The 22015-nt window shown below is 52.5% G+C and carries 20 protein-coding genes and 1 riboswitch; of the genes, 17 read left to right on the top strand and 3 right to left on the bottom strand.

What is annotated here, in order from left to right; translation table 11 throughout:
* Window positions 1–311: 311 nt before the first annotated feature.
* From ACNKIB_RS11325 to ACNKIB_RS11290, 8 genes are all read left to right on the top strand, one after another.
* A complete protein-coding gene (locus tag ACNKIB_RS11325; RefSeq protein ID WP_417910667.1) occupies window positions 312–1019 on the top strand; it encodes a Uma2 family endonuclease in 708 nt (235 codons plus the stop codon).
* Window positions 1016–1516: a hypothetical protein gene (locus ACNKIB_RS11320; protein ID WP_417910666.1), complete on the top strand. Its 501-nt coding sequence runs from the start codon at window positions 1016–1018 to the stop codon at window positions 1514–1516. Before ACNKIB_RS11325 ends, ACNKIB_RS11320 begins: the two co-directional genes overlap by 4 nt.
* 22 nt (window positions 1517–1538) lie before the next feature.
* Window positions 1539–1757: a hypothetical protein gene (locus ACNKIB_RS11315; protein ID WP_417910665.1), complete on the top strand. Its 219-nt coding sequence runs from the start codon at window positions 1539–1541 to the stop codon at window positions 1755–1757.
* A 33-nt stretch (window positions 1758–1790) separates the two neighbouring features.
* Window positions 1791–3446: an arginine--tRNA ligase gene (argS, locus tag ACNKIB_RS11310; protein ID WP_417910664.1), complete on the top strand. Its 1656-nt coding sequence runs from the start codon at window positions 1791–1793 to the stop codon at window positions 3444–3446.
* A gap of 62 nt (window positions 3447–3508) precedes the next feature.
* A riboswitch (cyclic di-AMP (ydaO/yuaA leader) is annotated at window positions 3509–3643 on the top strand.
* A 67-nt stretch (window positions 3644–3710) separates the two neighbouring features.
* On the top strand, window positions 3711–5735 hold the full coding sequence (locus tag ACNKIB_RS11305; RefSeq protein WP_417910663.1) for an APC family permease: 2025 nt from the start codon (window positions 3711–3713) through the stop codon (window positions 5733–5735).
* Window positions 5736–5825: 90 nt separating this feature from the next.
* Window positions 5826–6941 (top strand): tRNA-dihydrouridine synthase, encoded by a 1116-nt coding sequence (locus ACNKIB_RS11300; RefSeq protein WP_417910662.1) that lies wholly within the window; start codon window positions 5826–5828, stop codon window positions 6939–6941.
* A gap of 54 nt (window positions 6942–6995) precedes the next feature.
* On the top strand, window positions 6996–7652 hold the full coding sequence (locus ACNKIB_RS11295) for a DedA family protein (protein WP_417910661.1): 657 nt from the start codon (window positions 6996–6998) through the stop codon (window positions 7650–7652).
* 12 nt (window positions 7653–7664) lie between these two features.
* Window positions 7665–8957, top strand: coding sequence for a tetratricopeptide repeat protein (locus tag ACNKIB_RS11290; RefSeq protein WP_417910660.1), 1293 nt, complete (start codon window positions 7665–7667; stop codon window positions 8955–8957).
* A 284-nt stretch (window positions 8958–9241) separates the two neighbouring features.
* Here the strand turns inward: ACNKIB_RS11290 and ACNKIB_RS11285 are convergent, their stop codons facing one another.
* Window positions 9242–9418 carry a hypothetical protein gene (locus ACNKIB_RS11285; RefSeq protein ID WP_417910659.1) on the bottom strand — a complete coding sequence of 59 codons (177 nt, stop codon included), beginning with the start codon at window positions 9416–9418 and terminating at the stop codon, window positions 9242–9244.
* A gap of 36 nt (window positions 9419–9454) precedes the next feature.
* Here ACNKIB_RS11285 and ACNKIB_RS11280 point away from each other — a divergent pair, with 36 nt between their 5' ends.
* The 6 genes from ACNKIB_RS11280 (at window position 9455) to ACNKIB_RS11255 (ending at window position 15173) form a co-directional block, all read left to right on the top strand.
* Complete coding sequence (locus tag ACNKIB_RS11280) at window positions 9455–9673, top strand: tetratricopeptide repeat protein (RefSeq protein ID WP_417910658.1); 219 nt, start codon at window positions 9455–9457, stop codon at window positions 9671–9673.
* 201 nt (window positions 9674–9874) lie between these two features.
* Window positions 9875–10942 (top strand): type IV pilus twitching motility protein PilT, encoded by a 1068-nt coding sequence (locus tag ACNKIB_RS11275; RefSeq protein ID WP_417910657.1) that lies wholly within the window; start codon window positions 9875–9877, stop codon window positions 10940–10942.
* Window positions 10943–10946: 4 nt separating this feature from the next.
* Window positions 10947–11714 carry an ADP-ribosylglycohydrolase family protein gene (locus ACNKIB_RS11270; protein ID WP_417910656.1) on the top strand — a complete coding sequence of 256 codons (768 nt, stop codon included), beginning with the start codon at window positions 10947–10949 and terminating at the stop codon, window positions 11712–11714.
* 104 nt (window positions 11715–11818) lie between these two features.
* Window positions 11819–13075 carry a DUF4365 domain-containing protein gene (locus ACNKIB_RS11265; RefSeq protein WP_417910655.1) on the top strand — a complete coding sequence of 419 codons (1257 nt, stop codon included), beginning with the start codon at window positions 11819–11821 and terminating at the stop codon, window positions 13073–13075.
* Window positions 13068–13766, top strand: coding sequence for a lysophospholipid acyltransferase family protein (locus tag ACNKIB_RS11260; protein WP_417910654.1), 699 nt, complete (start codon window positions 13068–13070; stop codon window positions 13764–13766). The genes ACNKIB_RS11265 and ACNKIB_RS11260 overlap by 8 nt, the downstream gene beginning before the upstream one ends.
* Before the next feature lie 21 nt (window positions 13767–13787).
* A complete protein-coding gene (locus ACNKIB_RS11255) occupies window positions 13788–15173 on the top strand; it encodes a cobyrinate a,c-diamide synthase (RefSeq protein ID WP_417910653.1) in 1386 nt (461 codons plus the stop codon).
* Window positions 15174–15221: 48 nt separating this feature from the next.
* On the opposite strand, the gene ACNKIB_RS11250 is transcribed toward ACNKIB_RS11255, so the two are convergent.
* Window positions 15222–15740 carry a group I truncated hemoglobin gene (locus tag ACNKIB_RS11250; protein WP_417910652.1) on the bottom strand — a complete coding sequence of 173 codons (519 nt, stop codon included), beginning with the start codon at window positions 15738–15740 and terminating at the stop codon, window positions 15222–15224.
* A gap of 773 nt (window positions 15741–16513) precedes the next feature.
* Between ACNKIB_RS11250 and ACNKIB_RS11245 the strand changes: the two genes are divergently transcribed.
* From ACNKIB_RS11245 to ACNKIB_RS11235, 3 genes are read left to right on the top strand one after another with little or no spacing between them, the layout of a single operon-like run.
* Entirely contained in the window at window positions 16514–17131 is a 618-nt protein-coding gene (locus tag ACNKIB_RS11245) for a TetR/AcrR family transcriptional regulator (protein WP_417910651.1), read from the top strand.
* A gap of 6 nt (window positions 17132–17137) precedes the next feature.
* On the top strand, window positions 17138–18292 hold the full coding sequence (locus ACNKIB_RS11240) for an efflux RND transporter periplasmic adaptor subunit (RefSeq protein WP_417910650.1): 1155 nt from the start codon (window positions 17138–17140) through the stop codon (window positions 18290–18292).
* Window positions 18289–21537: an efflux RND transporter permease subunit gene (locus ACNKIB_RS11235; RefSeq protein ID WP_417910649.1), complete on the top strand. Its 3249-nt coding sequence runs from the start codon at window positions 18289–18291 to the stop codon at window positions 21535–21537. The genes ACNKIB_RS11240 and ACNKIB_RS11235 overlap by 4 nt, the downstream gene beginning before the upstream one ends.
* 88 nt (window positions 21538–21625) lie before the next feature.
* Here the strand turns inward: ACNKIB_RS11235 and ACNKIB_RS11230 are convergent, their stop codons facing one another.
* The gene (locus ACNKIB_RS11230) at window positions 21626–22015 is read right to left on the bottom strand and encodes a hypothetical protein (protein WP_417910648.1); all 390 of its coding nucleotides are present in this window, start codon (window positions 22013–22015) and stop codon (window positions 21626–21628) included.

The following is a 22015-nucleotide window of genomic DNA, read 5'->3' as shown; positions in this document are numbered from 1 at the left end:
GTCACCGAGTCGTTTTTTGGAACTCTGAAGCGAGAGCTGGTTTGTCACTCTTCCTTCAGGGCTAGAGCAGAAGCACAAAGCCGAATCGGTACATCGAAGGCTTTTACAACCGACAACGGCGGCATTCGGCGATCAGTTATCAGTCGCCGGACAACTACGAGCCGCTCTTCTTCAAAAGGGCTACTTAGGGAATAAAACGTGTCCGCTATTGCGAAGACAGGTCACAGCAAACGCATCCAACCGGAATCCAGCCTGATCAAACGGCGGCTCTGCCAAGGAGAACTTGGCGGCCAGCAGCGGCAGAAAAAGACTTGCGCTTTCCCCAAGCGGCGGGTAGATATTTGGCACTGGGCAGCAACGAGATGCTGATAGAACAAGCAGATTCGAGAAGTGGACGGAGGAAATTCATGCAGGCCGCAGTACAGCATTTCATCACGGAAGAAGAATATCTTACAGCTGAACGCCAGCAGGACGAGAAGCACGAATGGCATCTAGGGGAATGCTTTGCGATGGCTGGCAGTATGCGCTGGCATAACTTGCTCTCCAGCCGGATATTGGCAGAGCTGGTGCAGCATCTTGATGGCAAAAAATGCACGCCGTACATGGCTGATCTCAGATTATATATTGAGGCGCATCGGCATTATGTCTATCCTGACGTGATGGTGATTTGCAATGAAGCTGCCTATCTTACCGATGACATGGCGAAGGATGCAGAAATCATTGTTGAGGTGCTTTCAGCAGGGACGGAATCATACGACCGGGGGCAGAAATTTCTGCATTATCAGTTTGTGCCGTCGTTGCGGGAATATGTGCTGGTCAGTCAGGATGTGATGCAGGTTGAGATATATCGGCGGCAGGATGGGAAATGGGAGTACGAGCGGCTGATGCGCCCGGAAGATGTGCTGCTGTTTGAGACGGTTGGCTGCACTGTTACGCTGGAGATGTTGTATTGTGGGATTCCTCTCGAAAATTCCTCCTTATCTCGGTCTATTCAAAAATTAAAGAGGCACAGCTTATGAATATCGTAGCAAAACTTATAGAAGAGTTTGATCCGCAGCATCCTACGTTTCGCTCAACTGCAATATACAACGAGGGCTGGTTATTAAGATGTCTTCTTTATCACTTCTCCAAGGCAGAAGTCAGCCATTTTCCACTTACTTTTCACTCTGATTCCTCGTGGGTTTCAGAAGCAATTTTACCGACAGCATTCAAAGCCGAAAAACGAGGGGATGAATCCGCTGAAACAGGAACAAATGCAGACGGTGTGATTGGGCATTTTCGTTTCAGAGATGGAACAAAAGCAGGGTTTGAGTTACTTTCTGATGCAAAACAGTTTGTAGTTATCGAGGCTAAAATAAACAGTTCTCTTTCTGGCAGAACCAAGAATGCGAAAAATTTTGATCAGGCTGCCGGAAGTGTGGCTTGTATGGCAGAAGTTCTAAAGCGAGCAAATATTCCTCCTGCAAGAATCGAACAGATTGCTTTCATAGTTCTTGCGCCAGCAATTAAGGATTAATTCTGGAAAGTTTGCAAAGGAAATGACAAAAGAATCAATACGTAATAAAGTTCAAGGGAGGATGTCTAACTACAACGGCGATCTTCATGACTGGTATCAGGAATATTTTGAACCGACCTTAGATGTGATTGATTTACACACATTGAGCTGGGAGAAGGCCATTGAGGAGCTGAGTAAAAAAAACTCTGATGCCGCAGATGAACTTCTGAATTTTTTTAAACTTTGCTTGCAATTCAACTGAATTGGGAACCAACATAACTGTAAATAGATCTCTATGATCCGATCACAACTGAAAAACCTTCTTGACCACTGCTTCCAGCAGGGCGTAGAGCAGAACCTCTGGTCTGCCGCTGCCGCTGGTCTGTACAATCTGGAATCTCCTCGCCATGAAGGCCAGGGTGATTTCGCCACCAACTTCGCCATGATTGTTGCGGGCAAGGAGCGGCGCAAGCCCCGCGAGGTTGCCGAACAGCTTGCAGCGATGCTCCGGCGCGATACCGATCTACTTGATAAAGTAGAAATCGCCGGGCCGGGCTTTGTTAACCTTTTCGTCAACCCGGCAATCTGGAGTTCCGTGCTTACGCCGATTGCCGAGAAGGAAGATAAGTTTGGCCTCTGCGATCTTGGCAAGGGCATGAAGGTGATGGTCGAGTTTGTCAGTGCCAACCCGACCGGCCCCTTAAGCGTCGGGCATGGCCGCAATGCCATTCTCGGTGACAGCATTGCCCGCTTGCTTATCGCGGCGGGCTACGATGTTACCCGTGAATATTACTTCAACGATGCCGGACGGCAGATGCGTGTTCTTGGCGCGTCACTCAAGGCGCGGTACCTGGAAAAGCTCGGCCTGCCGAACGAATTCCCTGAAGATGGCTATCAAGGCGGCTATATGTACGATATCGCCGAGAGCATAATTACTGAAGCGGGTGACGGATTCAAAGACGCGGATTTGGATTTCTTCCGCAAGCGGGCGCAGGAGGCGATTTTCGCTGATATTGATGCCACGCTCAAGCGCATCGGCATTGTCTTCGATTCCTACTACAACGAGCATGACCTTTACGAGAAAGGGCTGATTGACGACGTAGTGACAACGCTTCGCGCTAAAGGGCTAGTCTATGAGCAGGACGGCGCAACCTGGTTCAGAACCACCGAATTCGGCCAGGCGCAGGATCGGGTGATCATTAAGAACACCGGCGAACCCACCTACCGCCTACCAGACATCGCCTATCACCGCGAGAAGTTCCGCCGGGGCTTTGCTTGGATGGTGAATATCTTTGGCTCCGATCATATCGCCACTGTGCCCGATGTGTTGGCTGGAGTCGAGGCTTTGGGCTTTGACAAAACCAAGGTGCAGATAATTATGCACCAGTTTGTCACCCTGCTGCGCGATGGCAAGCAGGTCAAAATGTCCACCCGCAAGGCCACTTTCATTACGGTTGATGAGCTGGCCGATGAAGTGGGCACGGACGCGCTTCGTTTCTTCTTCCTCATGCGCAAGCCGGATTCGCAGTTGGAATTTGATCTGGAATTAGCCAAGGCACAGAGCCAAGAGAACCCGGTTTATTACGTGCAATATGGCCACGCCCGCCTCTGCTCCATTGAGCGGCTGGCAGCAGAGCGCGGCATCACTGTGCCAGAGTTGGCTAACGTGAATTTGGACTATCTGCGTGAGCCAGAGGAATATCAACTCCTCAAGACACTAGCCGCGTATCCTGGTTTAGTGGCCGAGGCCGCTGCTGATCTTGCCCCGCACCGAATCATCTTCTTCCTGATGGATTTGGCCGGGCAGTTCCACGCCTTCTACAATAAGCATAAGGTAATGACTGAAGACCCGCAGCTAACAGCGGCTCGGCTCTGTCTGTGCAGAGGGATTAAGACGGTCTTGGCGAATGGGCTAGGGCTGGTTGGCGTGAGTGCGCCGGAAAAGATGTAAGTACGCCCGGAGCAACCATTCTTTCCATCTCTTGACAGCAGGCAGTCGCAGGTCTATACTAGCGCACATGATCGCCGAATCTCGCTACGGCGGGAGCGGGGGACCCAGTTTTCAGGGGCGAATCGCAAATTTTGCGTAGGGCTAACTCTTCGGCCCGAGTCCGTCAGCTAACCTCGTAGGCGTCGAAGGGGCGAACCTCTCTTTGACCACGGGGGCTTATCTCCTTTTTTCGATAACACGTGGTCGTGCAAAAGGAGGTTTGCCATGCCGCAAGCCAAGTTGTCCGGTTCAGATCTGCCCGGCAAGGGGGAACTTTTGTCCAGCGAAAGCAGTTTCCTGCATCGTCTCTGGCGCACCCTGATTGGTGCGCCGCGCGGTCTTGGTGACAAGTCGCTCTTTCATCATCTCTCGCTGATCCCCTTTCTCGCCTGGGTGGGACTGGGTGCCGACGGCCTGTCGTCTTCATCCTATGGCCCGGAAGAAGCCTTCCGGGCCCTTGGCGAGCATCCCTATCTGGCAGTGCTGCTTGCGTTGATGACGGTCGTGACCGTCATTGTCATTTCAATCGCCTACAGCCGGATTATTGAAGCCTTTCCCAGCGGTGGCGGCGGTTATTTAGTGGCAACCAAGCTGCTGGGGCCGAGAGTCGGCGTGGTCTCAGGCTCGGCTCTCGTAGTCGATTACATTCTGACCATCACCATCTCGATTGCCGCTGCCGGTGATGCCCTGTTCAGCTTTGTGCCGCTCCATTTTCATCACTGGAAGCTGACGGTTGATGCCATGCTCCTGCTCGGCCTGGCCACGCTCAACCTGCGCGGCGTGCGCGAGTCAGTAGTTGCCCTGACTCCGGTCTTTATCGTCTTTGTCCTCACACATCTGCTCCTGATCAGCTACGGCATCATCGGGCATAGCGAGGAATTACCGAAGATGACGGCCAATATCTGCAATGGTTTTTCGCAAGGGATCTCTGATATCGGGGTGTTCGGGCTGTTGCTGATCCTCCTGCGTGCTTTCTCCCTTGGTGGCGGCACCTACACCGGCATTGAAGCGGTTTCCAACGGCCTACCGATCATGCGGGAACCCCGTGTACCGACCGCCAAGCGGACTATGCTCTACATGGCCTCATCCTTGGCCTTTACTGCTGCCGGGCTGTTGCTTTGCTATCTTCTTTGGAACGTCAGCCATGTGCCGGGCAAGACCATGAACGCAGTGCTGGCCGAGCGTGTGGCTGCGCAGCTTCCTTTCAGCAGCACCTTTGTCTTCCTGACCCTGTTTTCTGAAGGCGCACTGTTGATTGTAGCCGCGCAAGCAGGCTTTATAGACGGGCCGCGCGTTCTTGCCAACATGGCCGTGGACTCTTGGATGCCGCACCGCTTCTCTGCTCTTTCTGACCGCTTGACCACCCAGAATGGCATCCTCCTGATGTGCGGGGCTGCGCTTGGTGCGCTGCTTTATACGCACGGCAATGTCAGCGCGATTGTCGTTATGTACAGTATCAACGTCTTCCTGACCTTTTCGCTGTCCATGCTCGGCATGTTGAAGCACTGGCTCGACCGACGCACAGAGCAACACTGGCGACGGCAGGCAGCCCTATTCGCGGTTGGCTTGCTGCTCTGCCTCTCCATTCTGGCGGTCACGGTCTGGGAGAAGTTTTTTCTCGGCGGCTGGATGACCGTGGTGATCACAGGCGCACTGGTCGGGCTGGCCTTTATCGTGCGGAAGCATTACGGTATGGTGTATGCCAAAATCTCCGAGCTGTATCAGGAAGACATGGTGGAACTGGCCCATGTTCCGGCAGGTGAGGAGGAGAACAGCCGCCCTCTGGATCCCAGCCAACCGACCGCCATTCTCTTGGTCGGCTCGTACAGCGGTCTTGGCATCCATACCATGCTCAATATCTTCCGCATGTTTCCTGGCTATTACAAAAATCTCCTCTTTGTCACGGTTGGTGTGGTAGATTCCGGCGTGTTCAAGGGTGAAGAGACGGTTGAGGCCCTGCAACAGGAGACGGAGAAAATGTTAGATCGGTATCTGCGGCTGGCAAAACGGCTCCGCATTCCCTGCGAATGCGATTATGAGCTGGGCACGGATGCTGTGGATGAGGCGGAGAAACTTTGCCGCAGGCTGCATCGAGAATTCCCCAAGGCGACCTTCTTTGCGGGCAAGATTGTCTTCCGCCGCGAACGCTGGTATCAGCGGCTACTGCATAACGAGACGGCCTTTGCCATTCAGCGGCGGCTACAATGGAGCGGCCAGACGATGGTCATCATCCCCGCTCGGATGGCGTAGGTTTTTCAGTAGCTTCCAGTCGTATTTTCTTCACTGCCTCGGCGTAGTTGCCGGGGCAGTCTCTTTTTTACTCTCACAAGGAGGTCTATCATGTATGCACATCTCTTTTCTGCGCTGAAAATTGCCGACATCACCTTGAAAAACAGGGTGATAATGGTGCCGCTTTATCTTGCCTATGGCCATGAAGACGGCACGGTCAGCAATTTGCTGCTGGAGCATTACCGGCTCATGGCGCAAAGCGGAGCGGCAATGGTAGTGGTTGAAGGCGCAACCATAGATTATCCGGCTGGCATCGGGGCAGGCAGAATGTTGCGGGTAGATACGGATGCCCAGCTGGAAGGCTTGCGGCAGCTGGCCGAAACCATCCGCCAAGAAGGAGCTATCGCCTGCCTTCAGATCAATCACGCTGGGCGTTTTGCCCTTGCGCAGGAGCCTGTAGCCCCTTCTGCGGTTGCAGCCTTCGGCAGAATGCCCAGGGCATTGAGCACAGCGGAAATCAAAACCCTGATCAGGCAGTATGCAGAGGCTGCTTTGCGGGTGAAAAACGCTGGCTTCGACATGCTAGAGCTGCACGGAGCCACTGGTTATCTGTTGGCCCAGTTTATCTCGCCAAGAACTAACCAGCGCGAGGATGAATACGGCGGCTCCTTTGAGACTCGGCAGCGTTTTGCCCTTGAAGTGCTGGCGGCAGTTAAAGAGCAAGTGGGCAATTTCCCCATTGGCTATCGCTTCATGGCTGATGAGTTGCTGCCAGACGGTCTCCAGCTGGCTGAAGCGGTGCAGTTTGCCCGGTCGCTTGAAGCCGCAGGCATTGCCTATCTTTCGGTCACGGGTGGAACCTATGAGTCCTTCCATCTGCCGCATATTGTCAGCAAAGCAAAAGAGTGCGGTTATATGGCTGATCTTGCCGCAGCGGTTAAAAAGGAAGTCAGCATTCCAGTTATCGCTGCTGGCAGGATAGCAACTGGTTCGCTGGCAGAAAGCATCCTTGCGGCAGGAAAAGCAGATGGCATTGGCTTGGCACGAGTGCTGTGGACAGATCCAGCCTGGCTTGATAAGGTACAACACGGCCAAGAAGACCAGCTTATTCTTTGCAATCCCGACTGCGGCGATGCCTGCGTCAAGTGGATCATGCAGAACAAGCCCGCCATCTGCGCTCGCTGGTCTGCTGAGAAGATGAAGGAATGGAAAAACAAGATCAGCTAACCGCTAGCCAACAACTCAACATCTGCTTTCAACCTTTACCCAGGGATTCCTTACATGGATTTTCTTCTCAAACTCGTTGATTTCACCCTCCACGTTGACACCTATCTCGCAACCATCATTGCTGAGTATAGGGGATGGACGCTGGCCCTGCTTTTCCTCATTGTGTTCATGGAAACAGGCTTTGTGGTCACGCCTTTTCTGCCTGGCGACTCGCTGATTTTCGCTGCTGCCACCTTTGCCGCCCGTGGGGAGTTAAATCCCTGGCTGCTCTTCTTCCTGCTCTCCATTGCCGCTGTGCTCGGCGACACCGTGAACTACTGGATTGGCCATCGCATCGGAGCCAAAGCCTATACTGGCGAGGTCAAATGGATCAAAAAGGAATACATGGAGCGCACGCATGTCTTTTTTGAGAAGCATGGCGGCAGGACGATCTTTCTCGCCCGCTTTGTGCCGATCATCCGCACGTTTGCGCCCTTTGTTGCCGGGGTAAGCAGGATGCCTTACGGCTTCTTCATCCGTTGGAACATCATTGGTGGCGTTGTTTGGGTGGCGGTCTTCACTTTGCTGGGCGTTTTTTTCGGCAACATCCCCTTTGTCCAGAAGCATTTTGAGCTAGTGATCATCGTCATCATTGTCATCTCGGTTATCCCGGTGGTGATTGAGGCTGTGAAAGCACATCGGGAGTTCCGCAAAGAGAAAACCGAAAGTTAGGAGGCAGGTTCAATGAATATGAACGAGTGGATTGAGCCTCTGAAGCACCCGCTGGTGCTGGTTGGATTCGCCCTGTTTATTTTTGCCCTGGTTATCAAGCCGCTGTTTCTGAACAGCAAGAAGCTCTCCGGCCCGTTAATCGCGCCGCTGCTGCGCTGGGGGATGATTTTGCTTTTCATCCTCGCTGTAATAGCGGTTGCGGGCGGGATTGCTCTGAATTGGAAGGAAACTCCTGCGCCTGCCAAGCAACCTACTCAGCCGGCTAAGGAAGCAAATGAGCTGCGTTACAGGCGTGATCTGGAGATAAAGGAAAAAGCCCTGGGCAAAGAACATCCTGATACGGCAGAGAGCCTAACCAATCTGGCTGTATCGTATTATCAGCAGGGGAAATACGCTGAAGCGGAGCCACTGTACAAGCGTTCGCTGGAGATATATGAGCAAAAGCTCGGCAAAGATCATCCTTATGCGGTAAATACCCTGAACAATCTGGCCTTTCTGTATAATGCGCAAGGGAAATATCATGAAGCAGAGCCGCTGTACAAGCGTTCGCTGGAGATCAAGGAGAAAACGCTCGACAAAGACCATCCTGACGTGGCAACCACCTTGAACAATCTGGCTTTGCTGTATAAATCGCAGGGCCGATACGCAGAAGCGGAGCCGCTGTACAAGCATTCGCTGAAGATAGTGGAGAAATCTCTTGGGAAGGAGCACCCAAACGTGGCGGCAAGCCTGGATAATCTGGCTGTGCTGTATGGAACGCAAGGCCGCTACGAGGAAGCGGAGCCGCTGTACAAGCGTGCTCTGGATCTCTATGAAAAAACGCTCGGCAAAGACCATCCTGACGTGGCAACCACCCTGAACAATCTGGCTATCCTGTATAAATCGCAGGGCAAATACGTGGAAGCCGAGCCGCTGTACAAGCGTGCGCTGGAGATCAGAGAACAGAAGCTCGGCAAGGAGCATCCACATGTGGCTGCTACCCTGAATAATCTGGCCGAGCTGTATCTGGCGCAGAGGAAATACACAGAAGCGGAGCCGCTGCTCAAGCGTGCGCTGGAGATTTGGGAACAAACGCTCGGTAAAGACCATCCTGACGTGGCAACCACCTTGAACAATCTGGCTTTGCTGTATAAATCGCAGGGTAAATACGTCAAAGCCGAGCCGCTGTACAAGCGTGCGCTGGAGATCAAGGAAAAAGCCCTCGGCAAAGATCATCCCTTCGTTGCAACCACCCTGCACAATCTGGCAGGGCTGTATAAGGCGCAGAAGCGGAGCCGCTGTATCAACGTACCATTGCCATCATGAAGGCGAAGTTCCCCGGCGGCCATCCCAATCTTGATCTTGTTCAGAAAAACTACGATGGCCTGAAACGCAAGCTGGCAGGGCAGTAGTGGCGTTTCGCGAAACATCCTTGCAAGGCGGTTTGGCAGGTTCCGGCCCGGTTTTCCCTCGTTTCCCAGCTGCTGATAAACGTTTGTAGCTCAGTGAGACTTCTTTGTTGCTTGGCCAGAAAGGAGTTGAAGTCGGCAGAAGAGGAGTTCTGCCTAGCCAAACTCCTTTCCTGTTTGGCCACAAAGGAGTTTGGCCGACTAAAACTCCTTTCTTAATCGGCAGAACTCCTTGCCAAGTCGGCAAGACTCCTTTGCGGCTAACTCGAACTCCTTTGTTACTCGGCCAAACTCCTTTCTTGCCGAGTACAACTCCTTTCTTAGTCGGCAGAACTCCTCTGTTGCCGAGCCGCAACCTTTTTTCAGCTGGTTCAGCACGTCCGCAAGCAGAAGATAGTCTGTATGAGAGACCTTATGAATGATGTAAAATTAGGTGAAAACCATCCTGATGGCACGCACAGCCTGAACAATCTTGCCAACTTGTATTCTGAGCAAGGGAGGAATGTTGCGGCGGAAGCACTCTATCAGTGCGCTTTGTCCATCATGAAGGTGGAATTCCCTGGCGGACATCCGAATCTTGATATTTTTCAGAAGAACTACGATGAATTGAAACGCAAGCAGGCCGGGCAGTAAGGGCGTTTCGCAAAACGCCCCTGCGAGGGGATTGGCAAGGAATCATCCCTGCGTCAGCAAGGCCGCAACGCTACCATCCTGGAATTTTGTTTTGTTTCTTTGGGAGAAAATGGTAAAAAACAACAAGCACTCAAGCAACGATGCCGCTCCCGGCAACCTTTGCGCCTAAAGCCTGAACCCAGACTCCACTAGGGAGATATCATGGCACAGATTGATTCGTATTTCAGCCAGATGAAAGAGCGCGGGGCCAGCGACCTGCACATGGTCATCGGCTTTCCGCCCCTTCTCCGGCTGCGCGGCGAGCTGGTGCCCTTAGACGAGCCAGTGCTGACTCCTGAGAGCAACAAGCGCATCCTGTTTGAAATCCTTGACCAAGATCAGCAGGCAGTGCTGGAGAAGAACCGCGATTTTGACAAGGCCTACGCCTTAGAAGACGTGGGTCGTTTCCGCTGCAACTTCCTTTATCAGCACCGGGGCATCGGCGCAGTCTTCCGTATCATTCCCACGAAGATACTCACCGTCGATCAGCTGGGAATGCCAGATGTAGTCAAGAGCATTGCTGAGTATGTGCGGGGCATGGTCTTGGTTACTGGCCCGACTGGCAGCGGCAAATCAACCACAATGGCCGCGATTATCAACCTGATCAACGAAAAGCATCCCAAGCACATCATCACCATCGAAGACCCGCTGGAGTTTGTTCACCCAAATAAGCAGTGCATCTTCTCGCAGCGGGAAATCGGCAGCCATGCCAAGAGCTTTGCCAAAGCCCTGGGGGTTGCCAACCGCGAAAATCCTGATGTCATCTTGGTCGGCGAAATGCGCGATCTGGAGACGATCTCTGCGGCCCTGTCTTGCGCCGAGTTGGGTATCCTTGTTTTCGGCACCTTGCACACTAACAGCGCAGCTAAGACCATTGACCGGATCATCAATGCCTTTCCAGCGGAAGAGCAGGCCCAAACACGCACCATGTTAGCCGATGCACTCAAAGCGGTCATTGCCCAACAGCTTCTCAAGACCAAAGACGGCAAAGGCCGCTGCGCCGCATTGGAAATTTTAATCGGCTCAAACGCCTTGGCCAGTATTATCCGGGAAGGTAAGATCAACCAGATCGAGTCAATGATCCAAACCGGCACCTCTCAAGGGATGCAGACCATGGATCAGTGCCTACAACGGCTAATTGAAGAGGATAAAATCACCGTTGCTGCCGCACGGGAGAAGGCGATCAACAAGAGCCTGTTCCCCTTGCCAGACGATGCGATGGGAGCGTAAACAAATGATCGGGGCAATTGCGGGTGACATCGTAGGTTCCGTGTATGAATGGCACAACATCAAGTCCAAGGACTTTCCGTTCTTCACGGAGAAATGTTTCTTCACCGATGACTCGGTGCTGACCATTGCCTTGGCCGATACTCTTCTTACAGATACGCCGTATGTTGAGAATCTGAAGAAGTTCTATCGGTGGTATCCCGATGCTGGTTACGGCGGTAGTTTCCGCAAGTGGGTGCAGAGCAGTCAATCTGCACCCTATAACAGCTGGGGCAATGGCGCAGCGATGCGGATTAGCCCAGTTGGCTACGCATTCGATGATTTACAGACTGTGCTCAGGAAGGCAGAGGAGTTCACGGCAGTCACACATAATCATCCAGAAGGAATCAAAGGTGGGCAGTCCACCGCAGCTGCTATCTTCCTTGCTCGCACCTGTAAAACCAAGGAAGAAATCCGTCACTACATTGAATCCCAGTTTGGTTATGACTTGAGCCTGCATGTGGATGAGATTCGGCTCACCTACACCTATGATGAATCCTCGCAAGGAACCGTTCCACAAGCTCTGCGGGCATTTCTTGATTCCACAGACTTTGCAGACGCGATCCGCAACGCAATCTCTTTGGGTGGCGATTCAGATACTCTCGCCTGTATCACCGGCGGCATTGCTCAGGCCTTCTATGGCAGCGTGCCTACCTGGATCCAGGAAAAGGTCTATTCCATCTTAGATGAGCGGCTTCGAGCTATCACGCAACAGTTTGTCGCCCGATACTGCTAGCAATGAAGAGCGAACAGCAGAGACCTACAACCTACTGAGTTGGACTTTCTGAGTGTTGCAGCTAGCCCAGGTTATTCCCGGTGTTGGATGCGGAGGAGTGAGTTTTGAAAGCTCAAAAAACTGATCGTACTGAAAGGCAAGGAATTGGCATTGCCATAGACATTTTTGAATCTCTGGGATTTGCCTTTCGAGAACAAGCAGAAAGTGACTATGGTATCGACGCTCACATCGAACTCATCCAGGACGAACGACCAACAGGTCAGCTTCTCGCTCTTCAGATCAAATCAGGTTCAAGCTATCTATTGGATAAAGATGAACAAGGATTTGTATTTCGTACTGATGAGAAGCATACTAATTACTGGCTAAACCATTCTTTGCCTGTACTTATCTGCCTGTGTGATATAGACGCTAAAAATATTTATTGGCAAATCGTGAATCACGAAACAGCTGTATCTACTGGCAAGGGGTACAAGTTTATAATCCCATCAAGCCAGCGTGTTGATTCCTTATCTGTCGAGTCGTTACGAAAACTGCTGACTCCTGTTGTCCCTGCAAGTCGTTACACCATCTTTGAGTTCGATGATACCAGCAATACCTTTATAAAATGTTTCTATATCAAAGTAGTTATCAATGGAAGTGCTACAAGAGCAGAAATCGCTGCAATTGTGCGGCAGGTCACTCTTAAGGGTATAAAAAGCAGATATTCTGGAAGCCATTTACTTCAGGAACGGTGGGGTGATTCAGATGCCCATGTTGTTCGGATATTTGTTTATCCAACAGCAGAGGACTATAGTCGTAATCTTTGGATTTGCCGAAGCATTTGGATAGATGACGAGCTGGATGAGCAATGGAGACCTGCTGGATTTACGGGCGAGAATGTAGGTGATGGTATAACAGTAGATTGGAATGCTAACTATCATGAATGGTCTCATCTTCTCTCAGGGAGAACTGGATCAAAAGAGGAATATTTATCAGAAATTCTCCCGAAGGCTAAAGAACCAAAAGTGTTGTTTGATAAAATTGAAAAAATGCTAAGGAAATACAAAGAGACCTGTATTAGCGAGGAGGAATTTATTGTATTGAGCAAAGAATGCCTAACTCGTGTTAGCCATCTTTATCGCGAGAGCACAAACCTTCCATTCTCAGCGCCATTTGAATGTCGTGATGTCAATCAGAAATTTCACAGTTTCATCTCATCACTTGATAACATTTGGATACATTACGCCGAAGAATCCCGTAACACTTGGAGCAAAGAAAATAGGCTCTATTTATCTCTTCAGCATAGTTCAGAGGCAAAAAGAAAATTACAAGAATTTGAATATGAATTATCTAAGATAAAAGCCGGAGTTCAACTTGTCTGATTTGCTCTACCGCATCTCTATCGCCATTGCCCCTCGGCTCTACGTAGTTCTCTCCTCGCTCTGGTTCGGCACCTGTCGCTTGGAGGTACGCGGCCAGGAGAACATGGACAAGATGCTGGCGCACGGCGCAGGGGTGGTTCCTTTCTGGCATTATTCGGTGTTCTACATGATTTACCACCTGCGCCACTATTCAGGCGTGGCCATGGTCAGTGCCAGCAAAGACGGCGAATACCTTGCCCGCGTGGTGCGCCTACTCAACTTCGAGACTGTGCGCGGCTCATCAAACCGCTTCGGGGTTAGGGCACTGAAAGGCATGGTGGATCACGTCAAACAAGGTAAGAATGCGGGTATCGTCGCTGATGGCTCACAAGGGCCGCCGCTCAAGGCACAGCCAGGCGCAATCCTCCTGGCTGCTAAATCCGGCTCGCCAATTGTGCCTGTTGCCTGGGCAGTCAAATACGCCAAGGCCTTCAATTCCTGGGATCGCACCCTACTGCCTCTCCCGTTTAGCCCGATGATCTTGCAGTATGGTGAGCCGATCTGGGTTGAGCCAGAACTGACCGCAGAGACAGTGGAACAGTACCGCCAGCAGCTTGAAACCGTGTTGAACACGATGTACCGGCAGCTTTGGGGGGAGTTTGGCAGAGAGGGGCATGGGAAAGAGAACGAAAAACCGAAAAGGTCAGGATGAGAAAGGCTGAGGCTTGGATCAATGAATAACTCGACCCGCTGCATCGTCATCGCCGGACTGAGCGGTGGCTCTGGCAAATCTGTGGCTGCGGTCGCGCTAGCAGCCGCCTTGCAGCGGCGTGGAAAGCGGGTTATGCCGTTTAAAAAAGGGCCTGACTACATTGACGCAGGTTGGCTGACGGCTGCAGCCGTGCAACCGTGCTACAACCTCGACCCCTTCTTAATGAACGCGGAGGCGATCATTGCCTCGTTCCAGCAGCACGCAGTAGGCGGGGATTTAGCCCTAATTGAGGGCAATCGTGGCTTGTATGACGGGGTTACTGCGGAGGGCGAGTTCTCCACAGCAGAGTTAGCCGTGCTCCTTAATCTGCCTGTGCTGCTGGTGGTTAATTGCAGCAAGGCCACGCGGACGGTAGCAGCCATGGTTCTCGGCTGCCGCGAGCTGGATAAGCGAGTCCGCATCGCTGGGGTTATCCTTAATCAGATTGCCTCATCCCGGCACGAGCAAGTTGTCCGCCAGGCAGTCGAGCAGGACACAGGCATCCTTGTTGCTGGCATCATTCCCCGCCTCGAGAATGACATCTTCCCGATGCGGCATCTTGGCGTAGTTCCCCATCAGGAATACGGCGACAATAATGCCGAGGTAGCGGTCAGCCGCTTGGCAGCCTTAGCTGAGGCGCATTTTGATCTGAAGCTGATGAGCCAACTGGCCGAGCCACGTTGCTTCTCTACCCTGCCTGTTGCTCAGGTGAGCAACGCCGCACCAGTGACTATCGGCATCCTCCGCGATGCTGCCTTCCAGTTTTATTATCAGGAAAACTTGGATGCCCTGCGGGCAGGCGGCGCAGACTTGATGATGATCAACGCCCTGACCGCAGACAAGCTACCTCCGGGCTTGGACGCGCTGTATATCGGGGGTGGCTTTCCTGAAACCAGTGCCCAGCAGCTGGCCGCGAATGTTTCCTTCCGGGATTCTGTTCGGCAAACCGCAGAGCAGGGCTTACCTATCTATGCAGAATGCGGCGGCCTCATCTTTCTTGGGCGTTCAATCCGGGTCGATGACCAAGAATACCCGCTGGCCGGGGTTTTCCCCGTCACCTTTGTCATGTCGCGCAAGCCGCAGGCGCATGGCTACACCATCTTCACGGTTGAACAGGAGAATCCCTTCTATCCACTCGGCACCCAGGTCAAAGGGCATGAGTTTCGCTACTCAGTGGTGCAGAGCTGGGAAGGTCAGCCAGAAAAGGACTTGGCTTTGCGCATGGAACGGGGCACAGGCTTTCAAGGGAAACGGGATGGACTCCAGAAATACAACGTCCTGGCTCTTTATACCCATGTTCTCGCCCCTGGTGTACCAGCCTGGGCCGCAGGCATCCTGCAAGCAGCCAGGTTGTACCAAAAAAAATAGGCAGGCCCTCGGTTACGGAGAGCCTGCCTTTAGGTAGAGAACAGCTGGTTACTTGTTGAGTACGTCCTTCCGCACGCTGTTGGCGACCTCAGCGGCTTTGGCAATCAGTTCATCCTTCACCTTCAGCTCTTTCAGGGTTGCGCCCAGGTGTTCAATGATGATGTCAAAATGTTTATCGCCCAAACCCTTCTGTACCAGGTGCGCATGGGCTGTCCGCAGGTCACGGCCAGCGTAGGCATTTGGGCCACCAAAGGCGAAGGTCAGGAAGCCCTTCTGCATTGCTCGCTGGCGATCCATGTCAACCCCTTTGAAGAAGCCGTTAACCCGGTCATCAGCCAGCACCTTCTTGTAGAACAGATCAACAGCCGCCTCAATGGCCTTCTCACCACCGATCTGCTCATAGAGTGATGGTTCAGCTGGTTTTGCCGCTTCGGTGGCAGCAGGGGCCTCGGTCTTAGCTGCCTCAGCAGGGGCGGGCGCAGCTTTGTCTTCAGCAAAGACAGGATACCCAGCAGCAACGGTCAGAAAAGCAGCAGCGGCAGTTGTAAACAGAATAGTTTTCTTCATAAAACAAAGCTCCTGTATTGGCTAGTAAGAGAGTGTGAAGCAATTAAACAGGCCTCCTGCTTCTACGGGAGGCATATCTTGGTATGACAAGATTGTAGGGCTAGGTGAGGAGGAAGGCAAGGAGATTTTTTGCCCAGGTCAGACTGAAAAGATGCGCAGCAAAAGTGGCAGCCCTGCTGATCCAAAAGGAGGGAGCGCACCGGTTATTGCTCTGCGCCAAGAATAACCAAAAATTCTCCAGCGAGCGACTTCTTTGCCCCTGGATTGCCAAGAAGATTAACTCGTTTTTAAAGAAAACAAAGTCGGTAGAACTCCTTTTCGAGTAAACAGAACTCCTTTGGCAGTCGGCAAGACTCCTTTCTTGCCAAACAGAACTCCTCTTTGGCCGAGCCAAACTCCTTTCCGGCTTAACTGCAAAGGAATGCGGCCAGACAAAACTCCTTTTCTGCCGAGTAAAACTCCTTTCCAAGTTGGCAGAACTCCTCTTTGGCCGAGTACAACTCCTTTGCTACTCAGCCAGACTCCTTTTCTGTTTAGCCAGAAAGGAATGCGGCTGGACAAAACTCCTTTCTAAGTCGGCAAGACTCCTTTGTTGCCGAGTATAACTCCTTGCCAACCAAAGCTACCAACGAGTGTTTCGCCCTTCTTTACCACCCACCTCTCGTCACAATTCGACCGCAGTCACTTTTCATTTGACCCTCATGAGAGAAACTCGTAGAATTCGACTGGGGTCAAAATCGACCAGAGTCGTTATTTCTTTTTAAGGACAAATTATGGCAGGATTGCGGGAGCAGAAGAAGCGGGAGACCAAGGCAGCCATTATGGAGGCGGCACTCACCCTTTTTGGCGAACGGGGTTACGAGAATACCAGCATTGCCGCGCTGGCGCGGGCAGCTGGAGTCGGTAAGGGCACGATTTACTCCTATTTCAGCTCGAAAAGCGAAATCCTGCTGGCCTTCTGCGAGGAGGAACTGACCTGCCTGCATCTCGAACTCCAGCAAAAAGTTCCCTCGGATGCGCCGCTGGAGGAAAAACTGTTGCTTATCTTCATGTACGAGTTCCGTTACGTCACCAAGAACAAAGGTTTTGGCCGTACTCTGATGCGAGAAATCATTTTCCCCAAAGAGCTGACCATTGAGAAATCCCAGGAGATTGAAAGCCAGTTCATACATCTCTTTGTCATCATGTTTAAAGAAGCGCAGGAAAAAGGTCAACTGCGCTGCGACATCGAATTGACCATGACCTGCGGCCATTTTTACGCTTTGTACTTAATGGCCCTTTCTGCTTGGTATTCTGGTCGCCTGCACAGCGAGGAAGATGTTCAAGCTACTCTCCAGGTCATGTTTAGCCAAGCCCTCAGTGGCTTACGGCCCAACAATGCACTCCAGTAAACAATCATGAATCACCCTGAACCCAAAACACTACGGGGAAAAATCCTCTGGTTTTTCCTGAACAATCTCCTCGGATTTCTTTTCATCCTGCTGCTGCTCGGTGTGGCTTTGTTTCTAGGCGAGAAGATCAAAGCGAAAAAGATCTTGCTCGAAGAAGAACTTAAAGCTGCTTCAGCAGGCAGCGTGCCAGCAATCAATGTGGTCACACTCAAGCTCCAACCAATCACGCTCAGGGATAAAATTAACCTGCCTGGCATCGTTGAACCGTGGACGCGCTTAGAGGTGAAAGCTCAGGTCGCGGGCAAAATTGAGGAGATCTTTGTGCAAGAAGGCGAGCAGGTAAAAAAAGGCCAGCTCATCGCCCGAATTGAAGCCAAAGACTACCAAATTACCCTTGATTCAGCCAAAGCAAACTATGCCTTGGCCCAGGCCAATCTTGCCCGCAACGAAAGTCTGCGCAGCAAGGGCATTTCCACGCAGGCGAACTTAGAGGAACAGCAGAACCAGCTCCGGCAGGCCAAGGCATCCTTAGAGCAGGCAGAACTCCAGCTTGCTCGCTGCCAGATTACCGCGCCAATGGCCGGAGTGATCAGCCGTCGTGACGCTGAGGTCGGCCTTCTACTCAATGCGTTAGCCCCAACTCCGGTTGTGGAAATCCTTGCCCTTGATCGGGTCAAGGCTGTGATCGCCATTCCTGAATCTGATGTCGCTGCCGTGCGCAAACTGAGCAAGGTGGAAGTAGAAATTCAGGCTCTTGACCAGGAAAAGATCATGGGCAGCCTCCATTTCCTGGCTCCAGCCCCGGAATCGCAGGCCCAAGCCTACCGCCTGGAGCTGGCTTTAGATAACCCGAAGCAGCGGATTCTGCCCGGCATGTTTGTCCGGGCCAATTTGATCAAAACAGTGCAGGAACAGGCCCTGGCCGTGCCGCTCTATGCGGTTATTTCGCGCAATAATGAGCAGTTCGTCTATGTAGAAGAAAAGGGTATCGCCCATAAAAAAGCCGTGAAAATCGGTTTCATGGAGGGTTGGCAGGTCTTGATCACCAGCGGCTTAAAGGCAGGCGACAAAATCATCCTTGAAGGCCATCGCAGCGTGGAAGAGGGCCAGGCAGTCAAAGTGGTCAAAGCTGTCGCGGATATCAAGGAGCTTCTGCCATGATTATCTCTGATTTTGCAGTCGAGAACCGCATTACCGTGCTGGTTTTATCAGCCTTGATTCTGATCATAGGTACCTATAGCTATCTGACTCTACCGAGAGAAGCCGAGCCAGATGTGAGTATTCCCTATGTTTTCATTTCAACAACCTACCGGGGAGTGGCTCCTGGCGATGTAGAAACGGCGATCACCATCAAGATTGAAAATAAGCTCAAGGGACTGAACGGGGTCAAGAGCCTGAAATCGGTCAGTGTCGAAGGGCAATCCCAGATTGTGGTGGAATTTACCACGGGTATCGACATTGACGATGCCTTGCGCAAGGTTAAAGACAAGGTTGATGAGGCCAAAGGCGAGTTGCCGAGCGATCTGGAAGATGATCCCTCAGTTTTTGAGGTGAATCTCTCGGAAATGCCGATTCTTGTCTTTTCGCTATCCGGTACCTGCGGCCTAACCTGCCTTAAGGAGATTGCCGACAAACTTGAAGACGAGCTTGAAGGCGTGCCTGGTGTACTTGATATCGAGATCACTGGCGGGCGGGAGCGGGAAATTCGGCTTGAGGCGATGCCGGAGAAGCTGTCTTATTACGGCCTGACCATCAACTCCTTCCAGGGGGCGGTGAAAGGCGAGAACAGCAACACCTCCGGCGGGGTTATTCATCTTGGCGACGGCAAATTCCAGGTCAGCATTCCCGGCGAATTTGCCACCCCGGAAGAGTTGTACGGTCTGGTTCTGACCACCTATAAAGGCGAGCCAGTGTATCTAAAAGATGTCGCCAAGGTGCTGGACAGCTTTAAGGAAGAGTCGAGCCGCTCCCGTTTGAACGGGATGCAGGCCGTCAATATTGCGGTGAAGAAGCGGTCAGGGGAAAACATCATCGCCATTGCCCAGCTGGTGGATGAGATCATCAAAAAACGGCAGCCCGGCTGGCCCAAAGGCACCGCGATCACCAAAATTCTCGACAAGTCCAAAGACATCGACTTGATGGTGGCAGACTTGGAGAACAACATCTTAGCTGGACTGGTGCTGGTGCTGCTGGTGATCCTTTTTTCGATGGGCTTCCGTGATGCCCTGATGGTCAGTTTAGCCATCCCCTTTTCCATGCTCATGGCCTTTACCATCCTCCAAATGCTGGGGGTCACGCTGAACATGGTTGTCCTCTTCAGCCTGATCTTGGCCCTGGGAATGCTGGTCGATAATGCCATTGTCATTATCGACAATATCCACCGCTTCATAGAGCAGGGCGTGGGCAAGGTGGAGGCGGCGATGAAAGCCACCTCGGAAGTGGCGATGCCAGTCATTGGCTCCACCCTGACCACCGTAGTCGCCTTTCTGCCTATGCTTTGGTGGCCGGGCATTATGGGCGAATTCATGGGCTATCTGCCCCTGACCCTGATCGTTACCCTATCTGCCAGCCTCTTTGTCGCCTTGGTGATCAATCCTGCCTTGGCTGCTTTGTTCATGAAAAGTCCGAGGAGAAAAACGATCATCGCCGCAGACATGTCTTGGGAAAAGCCCCGCGAAATAAACGGGCCGGTGCTGCGTTCCTATGCTGCATTGCTGAGATTCTCTCTCCGGCATCCCCTGGCTCTGGTTGCCTGGTCTGTGTTTCTCCTGATCTTTATGGTGCAGGGCTGGCTCTTGGTGGTGGGTCTTAAAACGCCGGTGGAATTCTTCCCGGCCACTGACCCCAAGGGCATTTATGTCAATGTCGATTTCCCAGAAGGGGCGGATCTTGATTATATGGACCGCATTCTCCGCCAGATTGAGACAGCAGTGGCAGGTGACGAGAAAGGGCCAATGGTCAAGAAGCAGCACGGAAAGAATGGCGAGGTCTTTACTGGGCCAAGCGATCTGCGCAACATCAGCATTATCTACACTAAGGCGGTATCTTCCAGCGTTGGCAGCTCGGCCTTTGAGGCCAACACGCCTAATTATGTCGGCGTGCGCTTTATCGACATGGCTCAACGGCTTGAGTCCAGCAACGCCACCGTTGAGGAGATCAGGAAACGGATTGCCAATATTGCTGGAGCGAAGATCACCGTGGCTTTAGAGGCAGAAGGCCCGCCCACTGGCGTGCCGATCAACATCGAAATTGCTGGCGACAACTTTGCTGTGCTCGGCACCCTTGCCAAGGAGATCAAAAATGCCTTGGCCAAGCTGCCCCATGTCGAAGACATCCGGGATAATTATGTCGAAGGCACGCCTTCGGTGCGGATCAAGGTTGACCGGCAGAAGGCAGCCCTGTTCGGCGTGAACACCGGCATGATTGGCTTTGCCCTCAAGACCGCCTACAACGGCCTGGCCGTCTCCTCCTTCCGGGACGGCAATGACGACTACGACATCACCGTGCAGTTGTCAGACAACAACCGCCGGGTGGTTGATGTGCTCCGCGAGCTGATTATTGCAGTGCCGGGTGGCATGTCTGTGCCGCTTTCCACCTTGGCCACACTTGATTTCACCGGCTCCATCGGCAATATCAACCGGATCAACAACGAGCGGGTGGTAACAGTCAAGGCCAATGTGGATGAGACCAAAGTACCTGGCCCAGTGGTTAGGGAGCAGGCCGAGAAGCTGCTCGCTAAAATGCCCTTGCCGCCTGGTTACAAGGTCAAGTTCACCGGTGAGAACCAGGATCAGCAGGAATCGCAGGACTTCCTCAGCAAGGCCTTTGCCGTGGCCTTGCTCTTGGTCTTCCTCGTGATCGTGGCCCAGTTCAACTCGATCAGTCAACCCTTCCTGATCATGAGTTCAGTCATCTTATCAATGGGCGGGGCGTTCTTCGGCATGATGGTTTACAAGATGCCCTTTGGCATCATTATGACGGGCATTGGCGTAATCTCGCTCGCAGGCGTAGCAGTGAATAATGCCATCGTGCTGATCGATTATACCAACAAACTCCGGGAACGAGGCTTTGCCCTCAAGGAAGCCCTGGTTGCTGCTGGGGCTACGCGGCTGCGTCCAGTCTTTCTAACCGCAGTCACCACCATCCTTGGCTTGGTACCGATGATCACCGGCGTTTCTTATGATTTCCGCAGTTTTTCTATCTCCTGGGTGAGCGAGTCTGGTCAGTTCTGGAAATCGATGGCTGTGGCAGTCAGCTTCGGCCTCTTGGTAGCAACCTTTCTGACCTTGGTGGTCGTGCCCACGCTCTATTTCCTCTTGGAGCGGAGTAAGGAGGGCTTGGCCGAAGGCTGGCAGTGGCTGGAGAAGAAAAAGGTGGAGGCGTATCGAGCGATGGTGAGGGAATAGGGAACGAGGGAAATCAGGGGCTGATGCTAGTTTTCCGCTGTACCGTGTAGCTACCGTCTCACCTGGCAAAAGGCAAGACGGTATCTCCTCATTCCTCTTCCGCACAGGCCTCGGCAGAACACGTTGCGCAATCGCCGGAGCAGGAATCGCAACTACCTGCGCTGCCACAGTGAAAGGAGAAGTGTTCGCCATTGATACTGAAGCCGCCATTCCGCCCGCTGCATGGGCAATGATCATGTTCTTTGGCGAAATCAACCGTGATGCTGCCGCATCGCGCCGAAAGCTCTTGAGCAACGAGAAAGGTCAGGCCGTCAAAAGAAAAGATCAGGTCGTTCAGCTGTAGCTCGCCGAGAGTGAAGCGCAGATTCTCGCCGCTACAGCTGCCATGCAGCATGGCAATGCGAATTGCGGAAGTAATATTCCGCTCGTGCAGGTGTTCTTTAAGGGCAGCAAGAGCTGCTTGGGTCACAGTCAGCAT

The sequence above is a fragment of the Candidatus Electronema sp. PJ genome (assembly GCF_048287395.1).
GTDB lineage: Bacteria > Desulfobacterota > Desulfobulbia > Desulfobulbales > Desulfobulbaceae > Electronema.
Note: the sequence above shows the minus strand (reverse complement) of the source record. Positions and strands in the feature narration are given on the sequence as shown.

What these genes read in the sequence shown, in the direction of transcription:
- ACNKIB_RS11235 (WP_417910649.1), top strand. Translation starts at nt 18,289, where the DNA reads ATGATTATCTCTGATTTTGCAGTCGAGAACCGCATTACCGTGCTGGTT.
- ACNKIB_RS11305 (WP_417910663.1), top strand. Translation starts at nt 3,711, where the DNA reads ATGCCGCAAGCCAAGTTGTCCGGTTCAGATCTGCCCGGCAAGGGGGAA.
- ACNKIB_RS11250 (WP_417910652.1), bottom strand. Translation starts at nt 15,740, where the DNA reads ATGAAGAAAACTATTCTGTTTACAACTGCCGCTGCTGCTTTTCTGACC.
- ACNKIB_RS11320 (WP_417910666.1), top strand. Translation starts at nt 1,016, where the DNA reads ATGAATATCGTAGCAAAACTTATAGAAGAGTTTGATCCGCAGCATCCT.
- argS (WP_417910664.1), top strand. Translation starts at nt 1,791, where the DNA reads ATGATCCGATCACAACTGAAAAACCTTCTTGACCACTGCTTCCAGCAG.
- ACNKIB_RS11255 (WP_417910653.1), top strand. Translation starts at nt 13,788, where the DNA reads ATGAATAACTCGACCCGCTGCATCGTCATCGCCGGACTGAGCGGTGGC.
- ACNKIB_RS11245 (WP_417910651.1), top strand. Translation starts at nt 16,514, where the DNA reads ATGGCAGGATTGCGGGAGCAGAAGAAGCGGGAGACCAAGGCAGCCATT.
- ACNKIB_RS11280 (WP_417910658.1), top strand. Translation starts at nt 9,455, where the DNA reads ATGAATGATGTAAAATTAGGTGAAAACCATCCTGATGGCACGCACAGC.
- ACNKIB_RS11230 (WP_417910648.1), bottom strand. Translation starts at nt 22,015, where the DNA reads ATGCTGACTGTGACCCAAGCAGCTCTTGCTGCCCTTAAAGAACACCTG.
- ACNKIB_RS11240 (WP_417910650.1), top strand. Translation starts at nt 17,138, where the DNA reads ATGAATCACCCTGAACCCAAAACACTACGGGGAAAAATCCTCTGGTTT.
- ACNKIB_RS11315 (WP_417910665.1), top strand. Translation starts at nt 1,539, where the DNA reads ATGACAAAAGAATCAATACGTAATAAAGTTCAAGGGAGGATGTCTAAC.
- ACNKIB_RS11275 (WP_417910657.1), top strand. Translation starts at nt 9,875, where the DNA reads ATGGCACAGATTGATTCGTATTTCAGCCAGATGAAAGAGCGCGGGGCC.
- ACNKIB_RS11295 (WP_417910661.1), top strand. Translation starts at nt 6,996, where the DNA reads ATGGATTTTCTTCTCAAACTCGTTGATTTCACCCTCCACGTTGACACC.
- ACNKIB_RS11300 (WP_417910662.1), top strand. Translation starts at nt 5,826, where the DNA reads ATGTATGCACATCTCTTTTCTGCGCTGAAAATTGCCGACATCACCTTG.
- ACNKIB_RS11270 (WP_417910656.1), top strand. Translation starts at nt 10,947, where the DNA reads ATGATCGGGGCAATTGCGGGTGACATCGTAGGTTCCGTGTATGAATGG.
- ACNKIB_RS11290 (WP_417910660.1), top strand. Translation starts at nt 7,665, where the DNA reads ATGAATATGAACGAGTGGATTGAGCCTCTGAAGCACCCGCTGGTGCTG.